The organism is Pseudomonas frederiksbergensis (assembly GCF_003732705.1).
Lineage (GTDB): Bacteria > Pseudomonadota > Gammaproteobacteria > Pseudomonadales > Pseudomonadaceae > Aquipseudomonas > Aquipseudomonas frederiksbergensis_F.
In genome coordinates, this window is sequence record NZ_MOBR01000006.1 from 254,425 (window position 1) to 279,352 (window position 24,928).

The window sequence follows — 24,928 nt, forward strand, 5'->3', positions numbered from 1 at the left end:
AGCTGACGGCCTCTTCGCGAGCAGGCTCGCTCCCACAGGGAAAGTTTGTTAGTTCAGATACTCAGTCGCGACAATGCAATTCCGGGTTCGTGGCTGACGCTGAGCTGCTCGACGATCGCATCCTGCAAACGGCTGCACAGCAACGGGTCGGACAGCGGCTGGTTGTGGGCGTCGGTAATGAAGAATACGTCTTCGACCCGCTCGCCCAGGGTCGCAATCTTGGCGTTCTGCAGCGACAGGTCGAACTCCAGGAAAATCGTGCCGATCCGCGCCAACAGGCCCGGGCGATCCGGCGCGCTGAGTTCCAGTACGGTCACCGGGCGCTGGGCGTCGTTGTGGATCGTCACCTGTGGCGCAAACGCGAAGTGCTTGAGCTGGCGCGGCACCCGGCGCTGAATGATCGTCGGGTAGTCATCCGGGTTGCGCAGGGCTTCGGTCAGGCCGTCGCGTATCTGCTTGACCCGCGTCGGGTTGTCGCCGATCGAGTCGCCATCGGTGTCGAGCACGATGTAGGTGTCGAGGGTGAACTGGCTGCTGGAGGTGATGACCCGGGCGTCGTGAATGTTCAGGTTGAGCTGGTCCATCGCGGCCACGGTCACGGCGAAGAAGTCGTGCTGATCCGGCGCATAGATGAAGATTTGCGTGCCGCCCTCGAATTCGCGCTGGGTGGTTTCCTTGATCAGCACCAGCGGCCCGCCATCGGCAGGTTGCTGCAGGATCGCGTCGCTGTGCCAGGCCACGTCGCCGGCGGTATGGCGCAGGAAATAGTCATCGCCCAATTGCGCCCAAAGCTGCTCGACGTCGTCCGGGTCGGTGCCGCCGCGCACCAGGATGTCCAGGGCGGCGCTCTGGGTCTGGCGGATCTGCTCTTCGCGATCCACCGGGTTTTCCAGGCCGCGGCGCAAGGCACGCTTGGTTTCGGTATAGAGCTGGCGCAAAAGGCTGGCGCGCCAGGAATTCCACAGCGTCGGGTTGGTGGCGTTGATGTCGGCGACGGTCAGCACGTACAGATAGTCGAGATGGGTTTCATCGCCGACGATCTGTGCGAAATCGTGGATCACCTGCGGATCGGACAAGTCCTTGCGCTGGGCGGTGGTCGACATCACCAAGTGGTTCTGCACCAGCCAGACGATCAGGCGGCTGTCCCACGTTGGCAACTGATGACGCTGGCAAAACGCTTCGGCGTCCACCGCTCCGATGTCCGAATGATCGCCGTGCCGACCCTTGCCGATGTCGTGGTACAGGCCGGCCAGGTAGATCAGCTCGGGCTTGGGCAGTTTGCCCATGAGCTTGCTGGCCAGCGGGAATTTTTCTGACACTTGGGTGTACTGCAACTTACGCAGATGCTTGATCAGATTCAGGGTGTGGGCGTCGACCGTATAGATGTGGAACAGGTCGTGCTGCATCTGCCCGACAATGAAGCCAAACTCCGGCAGGTAGCGCCCGAGAATGCCGTAACGGTTCATCCGCCGCAGGTTGCGGTGGATGCCGATCTTGCACTTGAACAGCTCGATAAACAGGCTGGTGTTGCGAATATCGTTGCGAAACTCATCGTCGATCAGGTGACGGTTTTCCCGCAGCAGACGAATGGTATCGGCCCGAACGCCTTTGATTTCCGGCTGTTGTGCCATCAGCACGAAGATTTCGAGCATGGCGAACGGCGTACGGCGGAACACGTTGTCGTTGCGCGCCTCGATGTAGCCATCGTGCAGCTGGAACCGCGAGTTGATCGGCTGCGGCGGCGCTTCATCTTCCGGCGCGAGGATGACTTCCTCGAAGTGCTGGATGATCAGGTCGCTGAGCTGGGCGATGCTCATGACCACCCGGTAATACTGCTGCATGAAGTTTTCGATGGTTTGCTTGGCGTCATCGCCTTCGAAACCCAGCAACCCGGCGATGGAGCGCTGGTGATCGAACAGCAAACGGTCCTCGGAACGCCCGGCCAACATGTGCAGGGCGTAACGGACCTTCCACAGGAATTCCTGGGACGAGGCCAGCAGGGCGTTTTCGCTCTCGACCAGAAAGCCTTCGCCGGCCAGGGCCCGCAGGTTCAGGGTGCCGTATTCGCGACGGGCCACCCACAAAATTGTCTGGATATCCCGCAGGCCGCCAGGGGAGCCTTTGACGTTGGGTTCCAGGTTGTATTCGGTGTCGTTGTACTTGTGGTGACGGGCCTTTTGCTCGGCGCGTTTGGCCAGGAAGAAGTCCTTGCTCGGCCACATGTGCGCGGTGCTGGTGACGTCGAGCATGCGCTGGCGCAAGCGCTCGGGGCCGCAGATGGTGCGGCTTTCCATCAGGTTGGTGACCACCGTCAGGTCGGCGCGGGCCTCAACGGCGCATTCGTCCACCGAGCGCACGCTCTGACCGACTTCCAGGCCAATGTCCCACAGCAGCGTCAGAAAACGCTCGATGGAATCACGGAAAACTTCGTGGTCGGCGCTGTCCAGCAGGATCAGCAGATCGATGTCGGAATACGGGTGCAACTCGCCGCGACCGTAGCCGCCGACCGCCACCAGCGCGATGTCGGCATCTTCGCTCCAGTTGAACTGCTCCCAGGCCTTTTGCAGGATGTTATCGACGAACCATGCGCGATCCTCGATCAACCGGCGAATGTCGCGGCCGCTGCGAAAGCGCCCGTCGAGCACCTCGCGGGCCTGGCGAATCGCCTTCTTGAAGGCTGCGATCGGGCTAGCCTTCAGGGCCAGTTCAGCCTGGAACTGGCCACGGTCGAAGAGTTCGGGATCCACCTGCGGCATCGATTGGCTTTCCTTTCTATAAGGCTGTGAACAGTGCGGGTCGATCAGGCCGAAACGCGGGGGATGGTGTCATCGGCGCGCAGGGTGAAGATCTCGTAGCCGGTGTCGGTCACCAGCAGGGTGTGTTCCCACTGGGCGGACAATTTGCGGTCCTTGGTGATCGCGGTCCAGCCGTCGCCCAATACCTTGGTGTCGGCCTTGCCCTGGTTGATCATCGGCTCGATGGTGAAGGTCATGCCAGCCTTGAGTTCCATGCCAGTGCCAGCGCGGCCGTAATGCAGGATTTGCGGCTCTTCGTGGAACACCTTGCCAATGCCGTGGCCACAGAACTCGCGAACCACCGAGAAGCCGTTTTTTTCGGCGTGTTTCTGGATCACTTCACCGATGTCACCCAGGCGGCAGCCGGGTTTGACGATCTCGATGGCCTTGTACATGCATTCCTGGGTGACCTGGGACAGGCGCTCGGCCCAGACCGGCACGGTGCCGACGTGGAACATGCGACTGGTGTCGCCGTGGTAACCGTCCTTGATCACGGTCACGTCGATGTTCACGGTGTCGCCATTCTTCAGCGGCTTCTCGTTCGGGATGCCGTGGCAGACCACGTGGTTGATCGAGGTGCAGATCGACTTCGGGAAGCCCTTGTAGTTAAGCGGGGCAGGGATGGCTTGCTGCTCATTGACGATGTAGTCGTGGCAGATGCGGTCCAGTTCTTCGGTGGTGATGCCCGGTTTGACATGTTCGGCAATCATTTCCAGCACATCGGCGGCCAGTTTGCCGGCGATCCGCATTTTTGCGATGTCCTCGGGGGTTTTGAGGGTGACGGTCATACAGGCTCTCTCTGCGCTCAACGGCGCTTACTAATTCGGGATGGGCATTGCGCGATCAAGCTTCGCGGCCCTGAAAAACGCGATTCTAACAGACGATCAGTGCAAATCTGAGCCTCTGTGCATCGCTTCTCTCTATAGATAGGCGCATTCTTGGGGGATTCCAAGGGCGCAGATAAAGGCGCGCGCCGGGAATTGAGAATCCGGGTTCCGTTTTTTGCAGCCCTGTGATATAAAATGCGCCGCTTTCCGGGGATACCCCGAAAGGCTTAAATCCACACACGTGTCGACACGATGACCTGGGTGCCTTCAGCTGATGCTGCTGGTTGGTCATTGGGATACGTGGAGGCCAAACCCGACTTATTAAGGAACTATCATGTCCCAAGTCAACATGCGCGATATGCTGAAGGCCGGTGTGCACTTCGGTCACCAAACCCGTTACTGGAACCCGAAAATGGGTAAATACATTTTCGGCGCGCGTAACAAGATCCACATCATCAACCTTGAAAAAACCCTGCCAATGTTCAACGAAGCTCTGACTTTCGTAGAGCGCCTGGCCCAGGGCAAAAACAAGATTCTGTTCGTCGGCACCAAGCGTTCCGCTGGCAAGATCGTTGCTGAAGAAGCAGCACGTTGCGGTTCGCCGTACGTCGATCACCGCTGGTTGGGCGGCATGCTGACCAACTTCAAAACCATCCGTGCTTCCATCAAGCGTCTGCGTGACCTTGAAGTGCAAGCCGAAGACGGTACTTTCGCCAAGCTGACCAAGAAAGAAGCGCTGATGCGCACTCGCGATCTTGAGAAGCTCGATCGTTCCCTGGGTGGTATCAAGGACATGGGCGGCCTGCCAGACGCACTGTTCGTTATCGACGTTGATCACGAGCGCATCGCGATCACCGAAGCCAACAAGCTGGGCATCCCGGTTATCGGCGTAGTCGATACCAACAGCAGCCCGGAAGGCGTTGACTACATCATCCCAGGCAACGATGACGCAATCCGCGCTATCCAGCTGTACATGGGTTCGATGGCTGACGCTGTAATCCGCGGTCGCAACCACGTTGCTGGCGGCACCGAGCAGTTCGTTGAAGAAGCTCCGGTAGCAGCAGCTGAGTAATTGACGCCTTGGCGTTGACTCAGTAAGCAAAAAGGGGGCTTGGCCCCCTTTTTGCCACCTCGAAAACCATTTGTCGGCAGCGCAGCTACAGCCTTGTAACGTGCAGCGGCTACAAGAAGGTTCGGGAAGAATTGAACGCCCGTTTGATCGGGTGGAATGGTTGATAACCTATCCAAGAGGATTTTTGAAATGGCAGAGATTACTGCAGCGTTGGTTAAAGAACTGCGTGAGCGTACTGGCGAAGGCATGATGGATTGCAAAAAGGCCTTGACCAAGGCCGGCGGCGACATCGAAAAAGCCATTGATGACATGCGTGCTTCCGGCGCTATCAAGGCTGCCAAGAAAGCAGGCAACGTAGCTGCTGAAGGCGCGATCGCTCTGAAAGAAGACGGCAAGTCCGCCGTTCTGCTGGAAGTGAACTCGCAGACCGACTTCCTGGCTCTGCAGGACGACTTCAAGGCATTTGTTGCTGCAAGCGTTGAAAAAGCGTTCGCCGACAAACTGACTGATGTTGCTCCGCTGATCGAAGCTCAAGAAGCTGCTCGCCTGGTACTGGTCGGCAAGGTTGGCGAAAACGTCAACATCCGTCGTCTGGCACGCGTTGAAGGTGACGTTGTTGGTGGTTACCTGCACGGCAACAAGATCGGTGTTGCAGTTGTCCTGAAAGGCGGCACTGTTGAGCTGGCCAAGGACATCGCCATGCACGTAGCGGCGACCAACCCTGAATTCCTGCTGCCATCGGAAGTTTCCGCTGAAGCAGTTGAGCGTGAGAAGGGCGTGTTCCTGACCCTCAACGCTGACAAGATCGCTGGCAAGCCAGAAAACATCGTTGAAAACATGGTCAAAGGCCGTATCAGCAAGTTCCTGGCTGAGGCATCCCTGGTTGAGCAGGCGTTCGTCAAGAACCCTGAAATCAAGGTTGGCGAACTGGCCAAGAAAGCCGGTGCTGAAATCGTTTCCTTCACCTACTTCAAAGTAGGCGACGGCATCGAGAAGCCGGTCGACAACTTCGCTGAAGAAGTTGCTGCCCAGCTGGCTGCTGCCAAGCAATAAGACGGTTTTTATAACTGTCGCCCTGAAGAGGCTGCCCGCTTACGCGCGCAGCCTCTTTTCAGATGGGGCACCAATTTTTATTGGTTTCCCGTTGGAACTGGCTTACAAAGCCATGTTCCGATGGCGCTGAAGCAGCGCCAAGCTAGAGTGAACGCCAGCTGTAAACAGCTCGCAAAGAATTTTTTAAAATACGCCGCAGGAGAGATTCGCAATGGCTCAGCAGGGCAGTGGTTATCAGGCTCGCTATAAACGCATTCTACTCAAGCTTAGCGGCGAGGCCCTGATGGGCTCGGAAGAGTTCGGGATCGACCCGAAAGTTCTGGATCGCATGGCACTGGAAGTGGGCCAATTGGTCGGCATCGGTGTGCAGGTCGGTCTGGTGATCGGCGGCGGCAACCTGTTCCGTGGTGCAGCGCTGAGCGCGGCCGGCATGGATCGGGTCACCGGTGACCACATGGGCATGCTGGCCACTGTGATGAACGCCCTGGCCATGCGCGATGCGCTGGAACGTGCCAATATCTCGGCCATCGTGATGTCGGCCATTTCCATGGTTGGCGTGACCGATCATTACGACCGCCGCAAGGCCATGCGCCACCTGAACGCCAAGGAAGTCGTGATTTTCGCGGCCGGTACGGGCAATCCGTTCTTCACTACGGATTCGGCAGCCTGCCTGCGTGCAATCGAAATCGATGCCGATGTCGTGCTCAAGGCGACCAAGGTCGATGGCGTCTATACCGCTGACCCATTCAAAGACCCGCATGCCGAGAAGTTCGATCATCTGACTTACGATGAAGTACTGGATCGCAAGCTGGGCGTGATGGATCTGACCGCCATTTGCCTGTGCCGCGACCACAAGATGCCGTTGCGCGTATTTAACATGAACAAGCCCGGCGCCCTGCTGAACATCGTGCATGGCGGCGCTGAAGGGACCCTGATCGAGGAAGGCCAACAATGATCAACGAAATCAAGAAAGACGCTCAAGAGCGCATGCAGAAATCCCTGGATTCTCTGAACCATGCATTTGGTCAGATTCGTACCGGCAAGGCTCACCCAAGCATTCTGGGCAGCGTGATGGTGCCGTACTACGGCACAGACACTTCCATCACCCAAGTGGCCAACATCACGGTAAAAGACTCCCGGACCCTTCAGGTCGTGGCGTTTGAGCGCAATATGCTCGCGGCAGTCGACAAAGCGATCCAAAGCGCCGGTTTGAATCTCAACCCGACCAACCTGGGCGAGTTGTTGCTGATCTCCATGCCTGCCCTGACTGAAGAAACCCGCAAGGGCTTCACCAAGCAGGCGCGTAGCGCAGCTGAAGATGCTCGTGTTGCCGTGCGCAATATTCGTCGTGATGCACTTGGCGACTTGAAGAAACTGGTCAAGGACAAGGAAATCAGCGAAGACGAAGAACGTCGTGCCGCTGCTGATATCCAGAAGCTGACCGACAAGGCTGAGGCCGATATCGACGCAGCGACCAAGCAAAAAGAAGCGGACCTGATGGCCGTATAAGGGTCGCGTTTTCATGGAAAAGACCAAGCAGACTGCGCCGTCCGCGGTGCCGCGCCATGTCGCGATCATCATGGATGGTAACAATCGCTGGGCGAAAAAACGCTTTATGCCGGGTGTCGCCGGGCATAAAGCGGGTGTGGATGCGGTTCGTGCGGTAATCGAGGTGTGCGCCGAGGCCAAGGTCGAGGTGCTGACCCTGTTCGCCTTCTCCAGTGAAAACTGGCAGCGTCCGGCCGATGAGGTCAGCGCCTTGATGGACCTGTTCTTCAAGGCGTTGCGTCGCGAGGCCAAGCGTCTCAACGACAACAACATCAGTCTGCGCATCATTGGTGACCGTTCGCGTTTTCACCCCGAGCTTCAAGCTGCCATGCGTGAAGCCGAGGCGATTACCGCCGGCACCAATCGCTTTATCCTGCAGATTGCCGCCAATTACGGCGGTCAGTGGGATATCGCGCAAGCTGCACAGCGTCTGGCGCGGGAAGTCCAGGCCGGGCACCTGCGCCCGGAAGACATTACCCCGGAACTGTTGCAAACCTGTCTGGTGACCGGCGATTTGCCGTTGCCGGATTTGTGCATTCGTACCGGCGGTGAGCACCGCATCAGCAATTTCCTGCTATGGCAGCTGGCTTACACCGAGTTGTACTTCTCCGACCTGTTCTGGCCGGACTTCAAACACGACGCCATGCGCACCGCGCTGGCCGATTTCGCTTCTCGTCAGCGCCGCTTCGGTAAAACGAGCGAGCAGATCGAGTCTGGAGCCCGGGTTTAATGCTTAAACAACGAATCATCACCGCACTGATCCTGCTGCCGATCGCCTTGTGCGGGTTTTTCCTGCTCGAAGGCTCCGGTTTTGCGCTGTTCATCGGGCTGGTTGTAACCCTGGGTGCATGGGAGTGGGCTCGCCTGGCGGGCTTCACCGAGCAGCCTATTCGTGTGGCCTACGCGGCTGTGGTCGCGCTGATGCTGTTTGTCATGCACGTCCTTCCCGGGCTCGCGCCTTGGGTACTGGGCGCCGCTGTGCTCTGGTGGGCGGTGGCGACGTATCTGGTGCTGACCTATCCGCGCTCCAGCGAACACTGGGCGAGTGCCGCCTGCAAACTGGTGATCGGCCTGCTGATCCTGCTGCCGGCCTGGCAAGGTCTGATCCAGATCAAGCAAGAGCCTTTGGGTAACTGGCTGATCATGGCAGTCATGGTGCTGGTCTGGGGCGCTGACATTGGTGCGTACTTTTCCGGCCGGGCGTTCGGCAAGCGCAAGCTGGCGCCGCAGGTCAGTCCCGGCAAGAGCTGGGAGGGCGTCTATGGTGGCCTCGCACTGAGCCTGGTCATCACGCTGGTGGTCGGTCTGGTCCGCGACTGGACCGTGGCGGAACTGCTTAAAGGTTTGGTGGGTGCGGCGTTGATCGTGTTCATTTCGGTGGTGGGCGACCTCACCGAAAGCATGTTCAAGCGTCAATCCGGGATCAAGGACAGCAGCAATCTGCTGCCGGGTCACGGCGGCGTGCTGGATCGGATCGACAGCCTGACGGCAGCGATTCCGATCTTCGCGGTGCTGTTGTGGATGGCTGCGCCGTGAGCCGCCCACAGCAAATTACCGTTCTGGGGGCGACAGGCTCGATTGGCCTGAGCACCCTGGATGTCATTGCTCGTCATCCCGAGCGCTATCAGGTTTTCGCATTGAGCGGTTTCACTCGGTTGAGTGAGTTGTTGGCTTTGTGTGTGCGGCATACGCCGCGGTTTGCGGTGGTGCCTGAAGCTGCGGCGGCCCGTACATTGCAGGACGATCTGCGCGCCGCCGGCCTGTCGACGCGTGTTCTGGTGGGCGAGCAGGGGCTGTGTCAGGTTGCTGCCGACCCTGAGGTCGATGCGGTCATGGCGGCCATCGTCGGTGCGGCGGGCTTGCGTCCGACCCTGGCGGCTGTCGAGGCCGGCAAGAAGATCCTGCTGGCCAACAAAGAAGCGCTGGTGATGTCCGGCGCGTTGTTCATGCAAGCCGTGCGCAAAAGCGGTTCCGTGTTGCTGCCGATCGACAGCGAACACAACGCGATTTTCCAGTGCATGCCCAACGATTTCGCCCGTGGTCTGGGTGCAGTCGGCGTGCGTCGGATTTTACTGACAGCCTCTGGTGGCCCTTTCCGGCAGACGCCGATAGCGGAATTGGCGCATGTTACCCCCGATCAGGCCTGTGCTCACCCGAACTGGTCCATGGGGCGCAAGATTTCGGTCGATTCGGCCAGCATGATGAATAAAGGCCTCGAGCTGATCGAAGCTTGCTGGCTGTTCGATGCCAAGCCATCCCAGGTCGAAGTGGTGATTCACCCGCAGAGTGTTATCCACTCGCTGGTGGACTATATCGACGGGTCGGTGTTGGCGCAGTTGGGTAATCCGGACATGCGCACGCCGATTGCCAACGCCCTGGCCTGGCCGGAGCGAATCGACTCGGGTGTCGCCCCGCTGGATCTGTTTGCCATCGCACGCCTGGATTTCCAGGCCCCCGATGAAGAGCGTTTTCCATGCCTGCGTCTCGCGCGACAAGCGGCCGAGGCCGGCAATAGTGCGCCGGCCATGCTCAATGCGGCGAATGAAGTGGCTGTTGCGGCCTTTCTCGACGGACGGGTTCGTTACCCGGAAATCGCGAGTATCATCGAGGAAGTCTTGAATCTTGAGCCTGTAGTTGCGGTGAATGATCTCGAGGCGGTGTTCACCGCAGACGCCAAGGCGCGTGTGCTGGCCGAGCAGTGGTTGAGTCGTCACGGGCAATAAGTGTTGCAGTACGTTGGCCCCATGCAGCACTGGATAGGATTGCGGAGAAAGTAGATGAGCGCGCTCTATATGATTGTCGGCACCCTGGTAGCCTTGGGCGTGCTGGTCACTTTCCACGAATTCGGCCACTTTTGGGTCGCGCGTCGCTGTGGGGTCAAAGTGCTGCGTTTCTCCGTGGGCTTTGGCATGCCGTTGTTGCGCTGGCACGACAAGCAAGGCACTGAGTTCGTGCTGGCCGCTATTCCCCTGGGCGGCTACGTGAAGATGCTCGACGAGCGCGAAGGCGAAGTGCCGGCCGATCAGCTCGATCAATCCTTCAATCGCAAGTCCGTCCGCCAGCGCATTGCCATTGTTGCCGCGGGCCCGATCGCCAATTTTCTGCTGGCGATGGTTTTTTTCTGGGTGCTGGCCATGCTCGGCAGCGAACAGGTGCGTCCGGTTATCGGTGCTGTCGAGTCGGGCAGTATCGCGGCCAAGGCCGGTTTGAGCGCGAATCAGGAAATCGTTGCCATCGATGGCGAGCCAACCTCCGGGTGGGCAGCCGTGAACTTGCAACTGGTCCGTCGCCTGGGCGAAAGCGGTACGTTGCAACTGCTGGTGCGTGAACAGGGCTCCACCGCGGATTCGCCTCGTGAGCTGGCGCTGGATCACTGGCTCAAGGGCGCTGATGAACCGGACCCGATTCGCTCACTGGGTATCCGCCCGTGGCGTCCAGCGTTGCCGCCGATCCTGGCGGAACTCGATTCGAAAGGGCCGGCGCAAGCTGCGGGCCTGAAGACCGGTGATCGGCTGTTGGCCCTTGATGGCAAGTCGCTTGATGACTGGCAGCAAGTCGTCGATACGGTCCGTATGCATCCGGATACCAAAATCATGCTGCGCGTCGAGCGCGATGGTGCTCAAATCGACGTCCCTGTGACACTTGCGGCTCGTGGTGCAAGCAAAGCGCCGACCGGTTACCTGGGTGCCGGGGTAAAAGCAGTCGATTGGCCACCAGAGATGATTCGCGAGGTCAGCTACGGTCCTGTGGCCGCGATCGGGGAGGGTGCCCGACGCACCTGGACCATGAGTGTACTGACCCTCGATTCGCTCAAGAAAATGTTGTTCGGCGAGCTCTCGGTAAAAAACTTGAGTGGACCGATAACCATTGCTAAAGTGGCGGGCGCTTCTGCCCAGTCGGGTGTTGCTGATTTCCTGAATTTCCTTGCTTATCTGAGTATTAGCTTGGGTGTTCTGAATTTGTTGCCCATTCCAGTACTGGATGGGGGACATTTGTTGTTTTATCTGATCGAGTGGGTGCGTGGTCGCCCCTTGTCAGATCGGGTGCAGGGTTGGGGGATACAGATCGGCATCAGTTTGGTGGTCGGGGTGATGTTGCTTGCTCTGGTCAATGATCTGGGTCGTCTGTAACGCTTCGCTGAATTGCGAATCTGCCGCATTTTGCGGCAGTTTGTTTATTGCCAGTTGGAATAAGAAAGGACTTCATGAAACGTCTGCTGCTAACTGCGGTTCTCACCGTATTGATGATCGCCGAAGTTCACGCCGAGTCCTTCACTATCTCTGATATTCGCGTCAATGGCCTCCAGCGGGTCTCCGCGGGTAGTGTCTTTGGTGCCTTGCCGTTGAACGTCGGTGAACAGGCGGATGATCGTCGCCTGGTGGAATCCACTCGTGCGTTGTTCAAAACCGGGTTCTTTCAAGATATCCAGCTGGGTCGCGAAGGCAATGTCCTCGTTATCACGGTAGTCGAGCGTCCGTCGGTCGCGAGTATCGAGATCGAGGGTAACAAGGCCATCTCAACTGAAGACCTGATGAAGGGTCTCAAGCAATCCGGCCTCTCCGAAGGCGAGATCTTCCAGCGCGCCACCCTCGAAGGTGTGCGTAACGAACTGCAGCGCCAGTACGTCGCTCAGGGTCGCTACTCGGCGACCGTCGACACCGAAGTGGTGGCGCAGCCGCGTAACCGCGTGGCGTTGAAGGTCAACATCAATGAAGGCACCGTTGCCGCTATCCAGCACATCAACGTGGTGGGTAACACGGTCTTCCCTGATGACGACCTGATCGACCTGTTCGAACTCAAGACCACCAACTGGCTGTCGTTCTTCAAGAACGACGACAAGTACGCTCGTGAGAAACTCTCCGGTGACCTGGAGCGTCTGCGCTCCTACTACCTGGACCGCGGCTATATCAACATGGATATCGCTTCGACCCAGGTGTCTATCACCCCAGACAAGAAACACGTCTACATCACGGTCAACGTCAACGAAGGCGAGAAGTACACCGTTCGTGACGTGAAACTCAGCGGCGACCTGAAAGTGCCTGAAGACCAGGTCAAGTCCCTGCTGCTGGTTCAGAAAGGCCAGGTGTTCTCGCGCAAGCTGATGACCACCACCTCCGAACTGATCACTCGTCGTCTCGGTAACGAGGGCTACACTTTCGCCAACGTCAACGGCGTACCTCAGCCACACGATGAAGATCACACCGTAGACATCACTTTCGCAGTCGATCCGGGCAAACGTGCCTACGTGAACCGTATCAACTTCCGCGGCAACACCAAGTCCGAAGACGAAGTGCTGCGTCGTGAAATGCGTCAGATGGAAGGTGGTTGGGCTTCGACTTACCTGATCGACCAATCCAAGACTCGTCTTGACCGTCTGGGCTTCTTCAAGGAAGTCAACGTCGAAACCCCGGCCGTGCCAGGTGTAGACGACCAGGTTGACGTGAACTACAGCGTTGAAGAGCAGGCTTCCGGTTCGATTACCGCCAGTGTCGGTTTCGCCCAGAGTGCCGGTCTGATCCTCGGTGGTTCGATCACCCAGAACAACTTCCTGGGTACCGGTAATAAAGTCAGCATCGGCCTGACCAAAAGCGAATACCAGAGCCGCTATAACTTCGGTTATGTCGACCCGTACTGGACTGCTGACGGTGTGAGCCTGGGTTACAACGCCTTCTATCGCACCACTGACTACAAAGACCTCAACGTCGACGTTGCAAGCTATGCGGTAGACAGCCTCGGCGCTGGCGTCAGCGTCGGTTACCCGATCAGCGAGACTTCGCGCCTGACCTTCGGCCTGACTGCGCAACAAGACAAGATCAAGACGGGTCTGTACACCGTTGACGAGATTTTTGACTTCGTTAACAAGGAAGGTAACAGCTACCTGAACTTCAAGGCGTCGGCCGGTTGGTCCGAGTCCACCTTGAACAAAGGCGTGCTGGCTACCCGTGGTCATTCCCAAAGCCTGACCCTGGAAAGCACTACCCCAGGCAGCGACCTGTCGTTCTTCAAGCTCGACTACCGTGGCCAGTTGTTCCAGCCTCTGAGCGAAAACTACACCATGCGCCTGCACACCGAATTGGGCTATGGCGATGGTTATGGTTCGACCGATGGCTTGCCGTTCTATGAAAACTACTATGCTGGTGGTTTCAACTCGGTTCGTGGCTTCAAGGACAGCACGTTGGGTCCTCGCAGTACCCCAAGTAAGGGTACTAATCCGGGCACGGCTGAAGACCCGGATCAGGATCCACTGCCATTCGGCGGTAACGTTCTCATCCAGGGCGGCGTAGAACTTCTGTTCCCTCTGCCGTTCGTCAAGGACCAGCGGTCCCTGCGGACTTCGGTATTCTGGGACGTGGGTAACGTTTTTGACTCGCAGTGCAAAGATTCCACCAACGCAAACGGTTCGACGTCCAATACGAAGTGTAACGACATCAGCCTGAGCAACATGGCCAGTTCCGTCGGTGTCGGCGTGACCTGGGTTACCGCACTGGGCCCTCTGAGCTTCGCGTTGGCCATGCCGGTCAAGAAACCGGATAACGCTGAAACCCAAGTGTTCCAATTCTCCCTCGGCCAGACGTTCTAAGCGTCTGACCCAAGATAACGACAATGGATTTTGTAGGAGTGCATCGTGCGTAAGTTGACTCAATTGGTTCTCCTGGCGACCGTACTGGTAGCAGGCCCGGCTTTTGCCGACATGAAAATCGCCGTTCTGAACTATCAGATGGCTCTGCTGGAATCGGACGCGGCCAAGAAGTACGCCGTGGATGCCGAGAAGAAGTTCGGTCCGCAACTGACCAAGCTGAAAACACTGGAAAGCAGTGCCAAGGGTATCCAGGACCGTCTGGTTGCCGGTGGCGACAAGATGCAACAAGGCGAGCGCGAGCGTCTGGAGCTTGAATTCAAGCAAAAGGCCCGTGACTTCCAGTTCCAGTCCAAGGAATTGAACGAAGCCAAAGCCGTTGCTGACCGTGAAATGCTGAAGCAGCTCAAGCCGAAACTGGATAGCGCTGTGGAAGAAGTCATCAAGAAAGGTGCTTTTGACCTGGTCTTCGAGCGTGGCGCAGTGATTGATGTCAAGCCTCAGTACGACATCACTCGCCAGGTTATCGAGCGCATGAATCAGCTGAAGTAATCCATGACAGCGACTATAAAGCTCGGCCAATTGGCCGAGTTCCTCGGCGCCATCTTACGTGGCGACCCGGAGAAAGAAATTACTGGGCTAGCCACTTTGCAAGAGGCTGGCCCAGCTCAGTTGAGCTTTCTGGCAAACACTCAATACCGTAAATACCTGCCGGACAGCAAAGCAGCAGCCTTACTGCTGAAGGCTGCTGACGCTGAAGGTTTTGCCGGTAATGCGCTGGTTGTGCCGGATCCTTACCTGGCTTACGCCCGTGTTTCCCATCTGTTCGATCCCAAGCCCAAGGCAGCTGCCGGTATTCATCCGACAGCGGTCATTGCGGCGGATGCGGTGGTCGACCCGGCGGCGAGCATTGGTGCCTTCGTGGTGATCGAAAGCGCAGCGCGTATTGCTGCGGGCGTGACCGTTGGGGCGCATTGCTTCATCGGTGCGCGCTGCGAGATTGGCGAGGGCGGCTGGCTGGCTCCGCGAGTTACGCTGTACCACGACGTGCGGATTGGTAAGCGCGTAGTGATTCAGTCAGGTGCTGTACTCGGTGGTGAAGGTTTCGGTTTTGCCAACGAGAAAGGTGTCTGGCAGAAAATCGCCCAGATTGGTGGTGTCCTGGTCGGTGACGATGTGGAGATTGGCGTGAATACCGCCATCGACCGCGGTGCGCTGGCCGATACCATTCTTGGCAATGGTGTGAAGCTCGACAATCAGATTCAGATCGCCCACAACGTCCAGGTCGGTGATCACACCGCCATGGCAGCGTGCGTGGGGATCTCCGGCAGCACCAAGATCGGCAAGCATTGCATGCTCGCAGGCGGTGTAGGGCTGGTGGGGCATATCGAGATTTGCGACAACGTTTTCCTGACCGGGATGACCATGGTGACCCACTCGATTACCGAGCCGGGCTCCTATTCTTCCGGTACAGCCATGCAACCGGCTGCCGAGTGGCGCAAAAGCGCGGCACGCATTCGTCAGCTCGATGACATCGCGCGGCGTCTGCGACAGCTGGAAAAGCGTGTAGGGGAAGTGACCCCTGACGGTAATGCTTCATCAGATGGCTGATACCATTTCCATATCAAGTGTGCACAGCCGCTAGACTGCCTCCTTGATTTGCTAGAGGGGTGCGCTTCAGTCGCGCGCTCCCAATCTTTACATAGGCTTCCCCCCGAAATGATGGACATCAACGAGATTCGCGAATACCTGCCTCACCGTTACCCGTTCCTGCTGGTGGACCGGGTTGTGGATCTGGATGTGGAAGGCAAGCGCATTCGCGCCTACAAGAATGTCAGCATCAACGAGCCATTCTTCAATGGTCACTTTCCTGCGCATCCAATCATGCCGGGCGTGTTGATCATCGAAGCAATGGCCCAGGCTGCCGGGATCCTTGGTTTCAAGATGCTGGACGTGAAGCCGGCCGACGGCACCCTTTACTACTTCGTCGGTTCCGACAAGCTGCGTTTCCGTCAGCCGGTGCTGCCGGGCGATCAACTGATCCTTGAAGCCAAGTTCATCAGTTGCAAGCGCCAGATCTGGAAGTTCGAATGCCAGGCTTCGGTCGACGGCAAGCCAGTCTGCTCCGCTGAAATCATCTGCGCGGAACGCAAACTATGAGTTTGATTGACCCTCGCGCAATCATCGATCCGACGGCTGTACTGGCCGAGGGCGTAGAGGTCGGCCCTTGGTCGATCGTCGGCGCAGGTGTGGAAATCGGCGAGGGGACAGTGATCGGGCCGCATGTGATTCTCAAGGGCCCGACCCGAATCGGTAAGCATAACCGCATCTACCAGTTTTCCTCGGTAGGTGAGGACACGCCCGATCTGAAATACAAAGGCGAAGAAACCCGCCTGGTCATCGGTGACCATAACGTTATCCGCGAAGGCGTGACGATTCACCGAGGTACCGTGCAGGACCGTTCGGAGACTACCCTGGGTGATCACAACCTGATCATGGCCTATGCCCACATCGGCCACGACAGCGTTATTGGCAACCACTGCATCCTGGTCAACAACACTGCGTTGGCGGGCCATGTGCACGTTGAAGACTGGGCGATCCTGTCCGGCTTCACCCTGGTTCACCAGTATTGCCATATCGGCGCCCACAGCTTTTCCGGCATGGGCACCGCCATCGGCAAGGACGTTCCCGCCTACGTCACGGTATTCGGCAACCCCGCCGAAGCCCGCAGCATGAACTTCGAAGGCATGCGTCGTCGCGGTTTCAGCGAAGATGCGATCCACGCTCTACGTCGTGCCTACAAGGTGGTTTACCGCCAGGGCCTGACGGTCGAGCAGGCGCTCGCCGAGCTGGCCGAGCCCTCGGCACAGTTTCCGGAAGTCGCGGTGTTCCGTGACTCCATCCAGTCTTCGACCCGCGGCATCACTCGTTAATCATGGCTAATCTGCGTATTGCGCTGGTAGCGGGTGAGGCTTCCGGTGACATTCTGGGTGCGGGTCTGATGCGCGCGCTCAAGGCACAGCATCCTGCGGTGGAGTTCATTGGCGTCGGCGGCCCGTTGATGCAGGCCGAAGGCCTGACCTCATACTTCCCGATGGAACGACTCTCGGTCATGGGCCTGGTGGAAGTGCTGGGTCGATTGCGCGAGCTGATGGCCCGGCGCAAGAAGCTGATCGCCGACCTGATCGCCGAGAAGCCGGACGCATTCATCGGTATCGATGCACCGGATTTCAACCTCAATATCGAACTCAAGCTGCGCCAGGCCGGGATCAAGACCGTGCATTACGTCAGCCCGTCGGTCTGGGCCTGGCGGCAGAAGCGGGTGCTGAAGATTCGCGAAGGCTGCGATCTGATGCTGACGCTGTTCCCGTTCGAAGCCAAATTCTACGAAGAGAAAGGCGTGCCGGTCCGGTTTGTCGGGCATTCCCTGGCCGATGCCATTCCGTTGCAAGCCGATCGCGCTGCGGCGCGGGCCGAGTTGGGCTTGCCCGATGGTCCGTTGGTGGCGCTGATGCCGGGCAGCCGTGGCGGCGAAGTGGGGCGACTGGGTGCGTTGTTCCTCGATACCGCTCAGCGACTGCGGGCACTGCGTCCTGGCGTGCGATTCGTCATGCCTTGCGCCAGCCCCGAGCGCCGGGCCCAGCTCGAAGAGCTGCTGGCTGGCCGTGACCTGCCGCTGACCTTGCTCGACGGCAAATCCCATCTGGCCCTGGCGGCTTGCGACGCCGTGTTGATCGCCTCCGGAACCGCTACGCTTGAAGCGTTGTTGTACAAGCGGCCGATGGTGGTCGCTTATCGACTGGCGCCGCTGACGTTCTGGATCCTCAAGCGCATGGTGAAAAGTCCCTACGTCTCGTTGCCGAACTTGCTGGCCCAGCGCCTGCTGGTGCCCGAGTTGCTGCAGGACGATGCGACGGTCGAAGCCTTGGCCCAGACCTTGTCGCCGCTCATCGATGGCGGCGAAGAACAAACCCGCGGCTTTGATGAAATTCACCGGACCTTGCGTCTGGATGCCTCCAACCAGGCGGCGGATGCCGTGCTGAAACTGATTGGCCAAGTACAATGAGTAAGACAAGCATGCAAATGGGGCTGGATTTCACCTTGGTCGCTGAAGTGGAAGATTTGGTTGCCGGCGTCGACGAAGTCGGTCGCGGCCCGCTCTGCGGCGCCGTGGTTACCGCTGCGGTGATTCTCGATCCGAGTCGGCCGATCCTGGGTCTGAACGACTCGAAGAAGCTCACCGAAGCCCGCCGCGAAAAGCTCTACGACGAAATCTGCGAGAAGGCCCTGAGCTGGTGCATCGCCCGGGCCGAAGTCGAAGAAATCGACGAGCTGAATATTCTGCATGCCACCATGCTGGCCATGCAGCGCGCCATCGAGGGTCTGCATATTCAACCGAAACTGGCGATGATCGACGGCAACCGCTGCCCGAAACTGTCCATGCGTGCTGAAGCAGTGGTGCAGGGCGACGGCAAGGTGCCGGCAATTGCCGCAGCTTCGATTCTGGCCAAGGTCAGTCGCGACCGTGAAATGGCCGCTTTCGAATTGATTTATCCGGGTTACGGCATTGGTGGCCACAAAGGCTACCCGACGCCCGTTCATCTGGAAGCCCTGGCCCGTTTGGGGCCGACCCCGATCCACCGCCGCTCGTTCGCTCCGGTCCGTCTGGCGTACGAGGCGCGGGAAAACCTGATCGAGAGTTAGTCGCAAGGCTGATGTTTTTCCCAAGGCCCGGTACAATCCGGGCCTTGTTGTTTTCATGACATAACGCAGGATCACTATGCCGGCTTCATTCGTTCACCTACGCCTGCACACTGAATATTCCCTGGTCGACGGTCTGGTGCGGATCAAACCGCTGGTCAAGACCCTGGTCGGCATGAACATGCCTGCCGTGGCGGTCACTGACCAGAACAACATGTGTTCCCTGGTCAAATTCTATAAAGCTTCCATGGGCGCAGGCATCAAGCCAATTTGCGGCGCCGACCTGTGGCTGTCGAACAAAGACCCGGACAACCCACTGAGCCGGATCAGCCTGCTGGCGATGAACGCCGTGGGTTATCGCAACCTCACCGAACTGATCTCCCGTGGCTTCATCGACGGCCAGCGCAATGGCTCAATCATCATCGAGCGCGAGTGGGTGGCCGAAGCCAGCGAAGGCTTGATCATGCTGTCGGCGGCGAAAGAGGGCGAGATCGGCCTGGCCATGCTCGGCGGCAACCCCGCCGAAGCCGAAACCCTGGCCCGCGAGTGGATGGCGGTGTTCCCGGATCGCTTCTATCTGGAAATCCAGCGCACCAATCGCCCCAACGACGAAGAGCAATTGCACGGCGCCGTGGCCCTGGCCGAGAAAATCGGCGCACCGCTGGTGGCGACCAACGACGTGCGCTTCATCAAGCAGGAAGACTTCGAAGCCCACGAAACCCGCGTTTGTATCGGTGAGGGCCGCGCCCTCGACGATCCGCGGCGTTCGAAAAACTACAGCGATCAGCAATACCTCAAAAGTGCCGATGAAATGGCCGAGCTGTTCAGCGACATTCCCGAGGCGCTGGAAAACACCGTCGAGATTGCCAAGCGCTGCAACATCGAAGTGAAGCTGGGCAAACACTTCCTGCCCAACTTCCCGATCCCTGATGGCATGACCATCGACGAGTATTTCCGCAAGGTGTCCTTCGATGGCCTGGAAGAGCGCTTGAGCGTTCTGCTGCCCAAAGACACCACCGAAGACTACGAAGCCAAGCGCCAGGTCTACGTCGATCGGTTGAATTTCGAGCTGGATATCATTATCCAGATGGGCTTCCCCGGTTACTTCCTGATCGTGATGGACTTTATCCAGTGGGCCAAGAGTAATGGCGTGCCGGTAGGTCCGGGCCGGGGGTCGGGTGCCGGGTCGCTGGTGGCCTATGTGCAGAAGATCACCGACCTCGATCCGCTGGAATATGACCTGCTGTTCGAACGTTTCCTTAACCCGGAACGGGTATCGATGCCCGACTTCGACGTCGACTTCTGCATGGACGGGCGTGACCGGGTTATTGAATACGTAGCCGAAAAATACGGTCGCAACGCGGTCAGCCAGATCATCACCTTCGGTTCCATGGCCGCGAAAGCGGTGGTCCGCGACGTGGCGCGGGTGCAGGGCAAGTCCTACGGTTTGGCGGATCGTCTGTCCAAGATGATTCCGTTCGAAGTCGGCATGACCCTGGAAAAAGCCTACGAACAGGAAGAAATCCTGCGTGACTTCATCAAGGTCGATGAAGAGGCCGCGGAAATCTGGGAAATGGCCCGCAAGCTTGAAGGCGTTGTGCGTAACGTCGGTAAGCACGCCGGTGGTGTGGTTATCGCCCCGACCAAACTGACTGACTTCTCGCCGATCTATTGCGATGAGGCCGGTGATGGTCTGGTCACCCAGTTCGACAAGGACGACGTTGAGGCCGCCGGTCTGGTGAAGTTCGACTTCCTCGGTCTGCGGACCCTGACGGTTATCGACTGGGCGCTGAAAACCATCAACCGTGATCGCGCCAAGGTTGATCAGCCGCCGCTGGACATCGCGTTTATCCCGCTGGACGACAAACCGACTTACACCCTGCTGCAAAAAGCTGAAACCACTGCGGTATTCCAGCTTGAGTCCCGGGGCATGAAAGAGCTGATTAAAAAGCTCAAGCCCGACTGCCTGGAAGATTTGATCGCACTGGTGGCCCTGTTCCGTCCGGGCCCGCTGCAGTCCGGCATGGTTGACGACTTTATCAACCGTAAGCACGGTCGCGCCGAACTGGCGTACCCGCACTCGGACTACCAGTACGAAGGCCTCAAGCCCGTATTGGCGCCGACTTACGGCATCATCCTGTATCAGGAACAGGTGATGCAGATTGCCCAGGTCATGGCCGGTTACACCCTCGGTGGTGCGGACATGCTGCGACGAGCCATGGGTAAGAAAAAACCCGAAGAAATGGCCAAGCAACGCGGCGGTTTCATTGAGGGTTGCGCCACCAACAATATCGACGCCGACCTGGCCGGTAACATTTTCGACCTGGTAGAAAAATTCGCCGGTTACGGCTTCAACAAGTCTCACTCCGCCGCTTACGGTCTGGTGTCCTACCAGACGGCATGGCTGAAAACCCACTACCCGGCGCCGTTCATGGCCGCGGTACTGTCGGCGGATATGCACAACACCGACAAGGTCGTGACCTTGATCGAAGAAATTCGCACCATGAAGCTGCGTCTCGACGCGCCGGATGTGAATACTTCGGAATTCAAGTTCACGGTGAATGAGGAAGGCCGGATTATCTACGGCCTGGGCGCGATCAAAGGTGTGGGCGAAGGTCCGGTGGAAGCGATCACCGAGGCGCGTCAGGCCGGTCCGTTCAAGGATCTGTTCGACTTCTGCGCGCGGGTCGATCTCAAACGCATCAACAAGCGCACCCTCGACGGTTTGATCCGCAGCGGTGCGCTGGATCGTTTGGGGCCTTACTTCCATGACGAGCAGAAAGCCTACCAGGCCAACATCGACCGTAACCGCGCGGTCTTGCTCAATGCCATGGAAGGGGCGATCAAGGCTGCCGAACAAACCCTGCGTACCAAAGACAGCGGACACGTTGACCTGTTTGGCGGTCTGTTCGTCGAAGAAGACGCCGATGTCTACGCCAATAACCGCAAGGCCAAGGAACTGACCCTCAAGGAACGCCTGAAAGGGGAGAAAGACACTCTGGGCCTGTACCTGACCGGTCACCCGATCGACGAGTACGAAGGCGAGATCCGTCGCTTCGCCCGCCAGCGCATCATCGACCTGAAGCCGGCGCGGGATACCCAAACCGTCGCCGGCATGATCATCGCGTTGCGGGTGATGAAGAATAAAAAGGGCGACAAGATGGGGTTCATCACCCTTGACGACCGCTCGGGCCGGATCGAAGCGTCGCTGTTTGCCGAGGCGTTCCATTCCGCACAGTCGCTGTTGCAGACTGACGCGATGGTGGTGGTCGAAGGTGAAGTCAGCAACGATGACTTCTCCGGTGGCTTGCGCCTGCGGGTCAAGCGCGTGATGAGCATGGAAGATGCGCGCACCAACCTGGCTGAAAGCCTGCGCCTGAAGCTGCATACCCAGGATCTAAAAGGCGATCAGCTACGCTGGCTCGGTGAGCTGTTCAAGCGTCACCGCGGCGCGTGCCCGATCACCATGGAGTACACCAGTCCTGATGCGAAGGCCTTGCTGCAGTTCGGCGAGACCTGGCGGATCGACCCGGCGGATGCCTTGATTCAAGCCCTGCGTGACCAGTTCGGGCGAGACAACGTCTTCCTCCAATACCGTTGACGGTCAGGCTCTATTGAAAGGGCCTGATCTCGACCTGAATTTTTAATCTCGACCTGAACGCGCCTCTCCCTTAAGGTAGGGCGCGAATAGACAACCGGCCGGCCCAAGCTCTCTTGGATGTCGACCCAAGACGGACGCCTATGAACCCGAATTTTCTAGATTTCGAACAGCCGATCGCCGACCTGCAAGCCAAGATCGAAGAGTTGCGCTTGGTCGGTAATGACAATTCGCTGAATATCGGCGATGAGATCTCCCGCCTGCAGGACAAAAGCAGCACGCTGACCGAAGACATTTTCGGCAAGCTGACCAGCTGGCAGATCGCGCGTCTGGCGCGTCACCCGAAACGTCCATACACCCTGGACTACATCGAACACATCTTCACCGAGTTCGACGAACTGCACGGTGACCGTCACTTCTCCGACGACGCCGCCATCGTGGGTGGTATCGCCCGTCTGGATGACCAGCCGGTAATGATCATCGGTCACCAGAAAGGCCGCGAAGTACGCGAGAAGGTTCGCCGCAACTTCGGCATGCCGCGTCCGGAAGGTTACCGCAAGGCCTGCCGTCTGATGGAAATGGCCGAACGTTTCAAAATGCCGATCCTGACCTTCATCGACACCCCGGGTGCTTACCCTGGCATCGACGCTGAAGAGCGTAACCAGAGCGAAGCGATTGCCTGGAACCTGCGCGTCATGGCACGCCTGAAGACCCCGATCATCGCCACCGTGATTGGTGAAGGTGGTTCCGGCGGTGCGTTGGCCATCGGTGTTTGCGATCAGTTGAACATGTTGCAGTACTCGACCTACGCGGTGATTTCGCCGGAAGGTTGCGCTTCGATCCTGTGGAAAACCGCCGAGAAAGCCCCGGATGCCGCTGAAGCCATGGGCATCACCGCCGAGCGCCTGAAAGGTCTGGGCATCGTCGACAAAGTGATTGGCGAGCCGTTGGGCGGCGCCCACCGTGACCCGGCTACTGCCGCTGCCTCGATCCGCGCCGAGCTGAGCTCGCAACTGGCGATGCTGAAGAAGTTCGACAACGAAGCGCTGCTCAAGCGTCGTTACGAGCGTCTGATGAGCTACGGTCTCTGATCGATCGCTGCTTCGGCAAACGACGCAAAACCATTGTGGGAGCGAGCCTGCTCGCGAAAGCGGTATAACATTCAACAAATGTGTTGGATGTTACGCAGCCTTCGCGAGCAGGCTCGCTCCCACATTGGGTTTACGTGAAGCGATAGACGTCTATGAATCCTCCGAAGATTGATCTAACTGCCAGGCTTGTTCTGAACCTTGCCCCTTGGCGTACCGCTAGCACCTGGCGCATCGCCTTCTCCGGTGGTCTCGACTCCACCGTCCTGCTGCACCTCCTCGCACACCTCGCCAAAACAGAATCCCTGCCGGCGCTCAGCGCTATCCATGTGCATCACGGCCTCCAGGCTGCGGCTGATGCGTGGCCGGAACATTGCCGGTCAGTCTGTGACGCCCTCGGTGTGCCGCTGGAGGTCGTCCGTGTTCAGGTTCAACCCGGCGCCAGCCTTGAGCGTGCCGCCCGGGATGCGCGTTATGGCGCCTTCATCGCGGCGACTCACGCCAATGACGTGCTGCTGACTGCACAGCACCGCGACGATCAGGCCGAAACCCTGTTGTTTCGGCTGTTGCGCGGGGCAGGGGTGAGAGGTCTGTCGGGGATGCCTGGCGAACGTGTCTTGGGGCAGGGGCATTTGCTTCGGCCGCTGCTGGAGGTCACTCGGGCGGAACTTGAGGCGTATGCCGCGTTGCATCAATTGAGCTGGATCGAAGACCCCTCGAATGAGGATCGGCAGTTTTCGCGCAATTACCTGCGCCATCAGGTGTTCCCGGTGTTGACCGAACGCTGGCCGCAGGCGCAGGCAACCATGGCCCGCAGCGCGGCGCATCTGCGCGAAGCCCAAGAGTTGCTCGATGAGTTGGCGCAGATTGATCTGGTAGAGGCGGGCAGTCGCAGCGATTTCGATTGGCTGGGCTTGCCGTCCCTGAACTTGGCCGTCCTGGAAAAGCTATCCGCCGCGCGTCAACGCAATGTCCTGAGTTATTGGTTGAAAACACGGACTCGCCTGCCCGATAGCGACCATTGGTCGGGTTGGGAAGATCTTCGCGATGCCACTGGCGATGCCCGTCCGATCTGGCGGCTGGCGGAGGGTGAGCTGCACAGGGCGAGCGGGCGTATCTGGTGGCTGTCCGGTCCATGGTTGCGCACGCCACCGGTGGCCGGACGCTGGGCTGATCCTACGTTGCCACTGGCGTTGCTCGATAATGGCCAGCTCTCAATGACCGGCCAAGTCCCCGATGGCCCGCTGCATATCCGCTATCGTGAAGGCGGTGAAATCATGAGTTTGCCTGAACGTGGTCACCGCGACTTGAAGCGTTTGCTTAATGAAAGAGGCGTACCGTTGTTTGCCCGTGGCAGATTGCCGCTGCTCTATTGCGGTGAGCAATTGCTGGCTGTGGCGGGGTTGCAGGGGTTAAACGGCAGCGTACGGGACGGCTGGAATTTACATTGGCAGCCGCCGACCGAAGATCAAGGTTTGAGCTGAAAGGGGCTTTCCGGTAGACTACGCTCCCTTCTTGATACAACTTCTGTGGATTCGCCTGAATTGCAGGAGTTGCCGATTACCAAGCAGTCTTTGCTGGGCGATTCCAAAAAATGTGTAGCGAGCAACGCACCGGTGTTTCATCTCCCGGTCTGTCCCAACGCGGCGGTTTTTTTGAAAGATGCACT

General features: G+C 58.6%; 20 protein-coding genes. 18 read left to right on the plus strand and 2 right to left on the minus strand.

What is annotated here, in order from left to right; all coding sequences use genetic code 11:
• Window positions 1-53: 53 nt before the first annotated feature.
• Together BK667_RS05995 and map are read right to left on the minus strand one after the other, a co-directional pair.
• Window positions 54-2,756: a [protein-PII] uridylyltransferase gene (locus BK667_RS05995; protein ID WP_123508100.1), complete on the minus strand. Its 2,703-nt coding sequence runs from the start codon at window positions 2,754-2,756 to the stop codon at window positions 54-56.
• A gap of 44 nt (window positions 2,757-2,800) precedes the next feature.
• Window positions 2,801-3,583 carry a type I methionyl aminopeptidase gene (gene map / locus BK667_RS06000; protein ID WP_123508101.1) on the minus strand — a complete coding sequence of 261 codons (783 nt, stop codon included), beginning with the start codon at window positions 3,581-3,583 and terminating at the stop codon, window positions 2,801-2,803.
• A gap of 373 nt (window positions 3,584-3,956) precedes the next feature.
• Between map and rpsB the strand changes: the two genes are divergently transcribed.
• From rpsB to tilS, 18 genes are all read left to right on the plus strand, one after another.
• A complete protein-coding gene (gene rpsB, locus BK667_RS06005) occupies window positions 3,957-4,694 on the plus strand; it encodes a 30S ribosomal protein S2 (RefSeq protein ID WP_003219330.1) in 738 nt (245 codons plus the stop codon).
• Window positions 4,695-4,883: 189 nt separating this feature from the next.
• A complete protein-coding gene (gene tsf / locus BK667_RS06010) occupies window positions 4,884-5,747 on the plus strand; it encodes a translation elongation factor Ts (protein WP_123508102.1) in 864 nt (287 codons plus the stop codon).
• Window positions 5,748-5,958: 211 nt separating this feature from the next.
• Window positions 5,959-6,702: a UMP kinase gene (gene pyrH / locus BK667_RS06015; protein WP_003172271.1), complete on the plus strand. Its 744-nt coding sequence runs from the start codon at window positions 5,959-5,961 to the stop codon at window positions 6,700-6,702.
• Window positions 6,699-7,256: a ribosome recycling factor gene (gene frr / locus BK667_RS06020; protein WP_007949335.1), complete on the plus strand. Its 558-nt coding sequence runs from the start codon at window positions 6,699-6,701 to the stop codon at window positions 7,254-7,256. The genes pyrH and frr overlap by 4 nt, the downstream gene beginning before the upstream one ends.
• A 13-nt stretch (window positions 7,257-7,269) precedes the next feature.
• Entirely contained in the window at window positions 7,270-8,025 is a 756-nt protein-coding gene (uppS, locus tag BK667_RS06025) for a polyprenyl diphosphate synthase (protein ID WP_123597063.1), read from the plus strand.
• Entirely contained in the window at window positions 8,025-8,831 is an 807-nt protein-coding gene (locus tag BK667_RS06030) for a phosphatidate cytidylyltransferase (protein WP_123508104.1), read from the plus strand. Before uppS ends, BK667_RS06030 begins: the two co-directional genes overlap by 1 nt.
• The gene (gene ispC, locus BK667_RS06035) at window positions 8,828-10,018 is read left to right on the plus strand and encodes a 1-deoxy-D-xylulose-5-phosphate reductoisomerase (protein WP_123508105.1); all 1,191 of its coding nucleotides are present in this window, start codon (window positions 8,828-8,830) and stop codon (window positions 10,016-10,018) included. Before BK667_RS06030 ends, ispC begins: the two co-directional genes overlap by 4 nt.
• A 54-nt stretch (window positions 10,019-10,072) precedes the next feature.
• Window positions 10,073-11,425 carry a sigma E protease regulator RseP gene (rseP, locus tag BK667_RS06040; protein WP_123508106.1) on the plus strand — a complete coding sequence of 451 codons (1,353 nt, stop codon included), beginning with the start codon at window positions 10,073-10,075 and terminating at the stop codon, window positions 11,423-11,425.
• A gap of 74 nt (window positions 11,426-11,499) precedes the next feature.
• Window positions 11,500-13,875 (plus strand): outer membrane protein assembly factor BamA, encoded by a 2,376-nt coding sequence (gene bamA, locus BK667_RS06045; protein WP_123508107.1) that lies wholly within the window; start codon window positions 11,500-11,502, stop codon window positions 13,873-13,875.
• 45 nt (window positions 13,876-13,920) lie between these two features.
• A complete protein-coding gene (locus BK667_RS06050) occupies window positions 13,921-14,424 on the plus strand; it encodes an OmpH/Skp family outer membrane protein (RefSeq protein WP_054047181.1) in 504 nt (167 codons plus the stop codon).
• Between the two features lie 3 nt (window positions 14,425-14,427).
• A complete protein-coding gene (lpxD, locus tag BK667_RS06055) occupies window positions 14,428-15,483 on the plus strand; it encodes a UDP-3-O-(3-hydroxymyristoyl)glucosamine N-acyltransferase (protein ID WP_123597064.1) in 1,056 nt (351 codons plus the stop codon).
• A 108-nt stretch (window positions 15,484-15,591) separates the two neighbouring features.
• The gene (gene fabZ / locus BK667_RS06060) at window positions 15,592-16,032 is read left to right on the plus strand and encodes a 3-hydroxyacyl-ACP dehydratase FabZ (protein ID WP_007940511.1); all 441 of its coding nucleotides are present in this window, start codon (window positions 15,592-15,594) and stop codon (window positions 16,030-16,032) included.
• Complete coding sequence (gene lpxA, locus BK667_RS06065; protein ID WP_123405766.1) at window positions 16,029-16,805, plus strand: acyl-ACP--UDP-N-acetylglucosamine O-acyltransferase; 777 nt, start codon at window positions 16,029-16,031, stop codon at window positions 16,803-16,805. Before fabZ ends, lpxA begins: the two co-directional genes overlap by 4 nt.
• Before the next feature lie 2 nt (window positions 16,806-16,807).
• Window positions 16,808-17,938 carry a lipid-A-disaccharide synthase gene (gene lpxB, locus BK667_RS06070; RefSeq protein ID WP_123597065.1) on the plus strand — a complete coding sequence of 377 codons (1,131 nt, stop codon included), beginning with the start codon at window positions 16,808-16,810 and terminating at the stop codon, window positions 17,936-17,938.
• Window positions 17,939-17,949: 11 nt separating this feature from the next.
• Window positions 17,950-18,576, plus strand: coding sequence for a ribonuclease HII (gene rnhB, locus BK667_RS06075; RefSeq protein WP_123508110.1), 627 nt, complete (start codon window positions 17,950-17,952; stop codon window positions 18,574-18,576).
• 76 nt (window positions 18,577-18,652) lie between these two features.
• Window positions 18,653-22,174, plus strand: coding sequence for a DNA polymerase III subunit alpha (dnaE, locus tag BK667_RS06080; RefSeq protein ID WP_123597066.1), 3,522 nt, complete (start codon window positions 18,653-18,655; stop codon window positions 22,172-22,174).
• Between the two features lie 140 nt (window positions 22,175-22,314).
• Entirely contained in the window at window positions 22,315-23,262 is a 948-nt protein-coding gene (locus BK667_RS06085; RefSeq protein ID WP_123508112.1) for an acetyl-CoA carboxylase carboxyltransferase subunit alpha, read from the plus strand.
• Between the two features lie 152 nt (window positions 23,263-23,414).
• A complete protein-coding gene (tilS, locus tag BK667_RS06090; protein ID WP_123597067.1) occupies window positions 23,415-24,743 on the plus strand; it encodes a tRNA lysidine(34) synthetase TilS in 1,329 nt (442 codons plus the stop codon).
• Window positions 24,744-24,928: the final 185 nt, after the last annotated feature.

Coding starts and splice junctions, on each gene's coding strand:
- BK667_RS05995 (WP_123508100.1), bottom strand. CDS start 2,756: ATGCCGCAGGTGGATCCCGAACTCTTCGACCGTGGCCAGTTCCAGGCT.
- map (WP_123508101.1), bottom strand. CDS start 3,583: ATGACCGTCACCCTCAAAACCCCCGAGGACATCGCAAAAATGCGGATC.
- rpsB (WP_003219330.1), top strand. CDS start 3,957: ATGTCCCAAGTCAACATGCGCGATATGCTGAAGGCCGGTGTGCACTTC.
- tsf (WP_123508102.1), top strand. CDS start 4,884: ATGGCAGAGATTACTGCAGCGTTGGTTAAAGAACTGCGTGAGCGTACT.
- pyrH (WP_003172271.1), top strand. CDS start 5,959: ATGGCTCAGCAGGGCAGTGGTTATCAGGCTCGCTATAAACGCATTCTA.
- frr (WP_007949335.1), top strand. CDS start 6,699: ATGATCAACGAAATCAAGAAAGACGCTCAAGAGCGCATGCAGAAATCC.
- uppS (WP_123597063.1), top strand. CDS start 7,270: ATGGAAAAGACCAAGCAGACTGCGCCGTCCGCGGTGCCGCGCCATGTC.
- BK667_RS06030 (WP_123508104.1), top strand. CDS start 8,025: ATGCTTAAACAACGAATCATCACCGCACTGATCCTGCTGCCGATCGCC.
- rseP (WP_123508106.1), top strand. CDS start 10,073: ATGAGCGCGCTCTATATGATTGTCGGCACCCTGGTAGCCTTGGGCGTG.
- bamA (WP_123508107.1), top strand. CDS start 11,500: ATGAAACGTCTGCTGCTAACTGCGGTTCTCACCGTATTGATGATCGCC.
- lpxD (WP_123597064.1), top strand. CDS start 14,428: ATGACAGCGACTATAAAGCTCGGCCAATTGGCCGAGTTCCTCGGCGCC.
- fabZ (WP_007940511.1), top strand. CDS start 15,592: ATGATGGACATCAACGAGATTCGCGAATACCTGCCTCACCGTTACCCG.
- lpxA (WP_123405766.1), top strand. CDS start 16,029: ATGAGTTTGATTGACCCTCGCGCAATCATCGATCCGACGGCTGTACTG.
- lpxB (WP_123597065.1), top strand. CDS start 16,808: ATGGCTAATCTGCGTATTGCGCTGGTAGCGGGTGAGGCTTCCGGTGAC.
- rnhB (WP_123508110.1), top strand. CDS start 17,950: ATGCAAATGGGGCTGGATTTCACCTTGGTCGCTGAAGTGGAAGATTTG.
- dnaE (WP_123597066.1), top strand. CDS start 18,653: ATGCCGGCTTCATTCGTTCACCTACGCCTGCACACTGAATATTCCCTG.
- BK667_RS06085 (WP_123508112.1), top strand. CDS start 22,315: ATGAACCCGAATTTTCTAGATTTCGAACAGCCGATCGCCGACCTGCAA.
- tilS (WP_123597067.1), top strand. CDS start 23,415: ATGAATCCTCCGAAGATTGATCTAACTGCCAGGCTTGTTCTGAACCTT.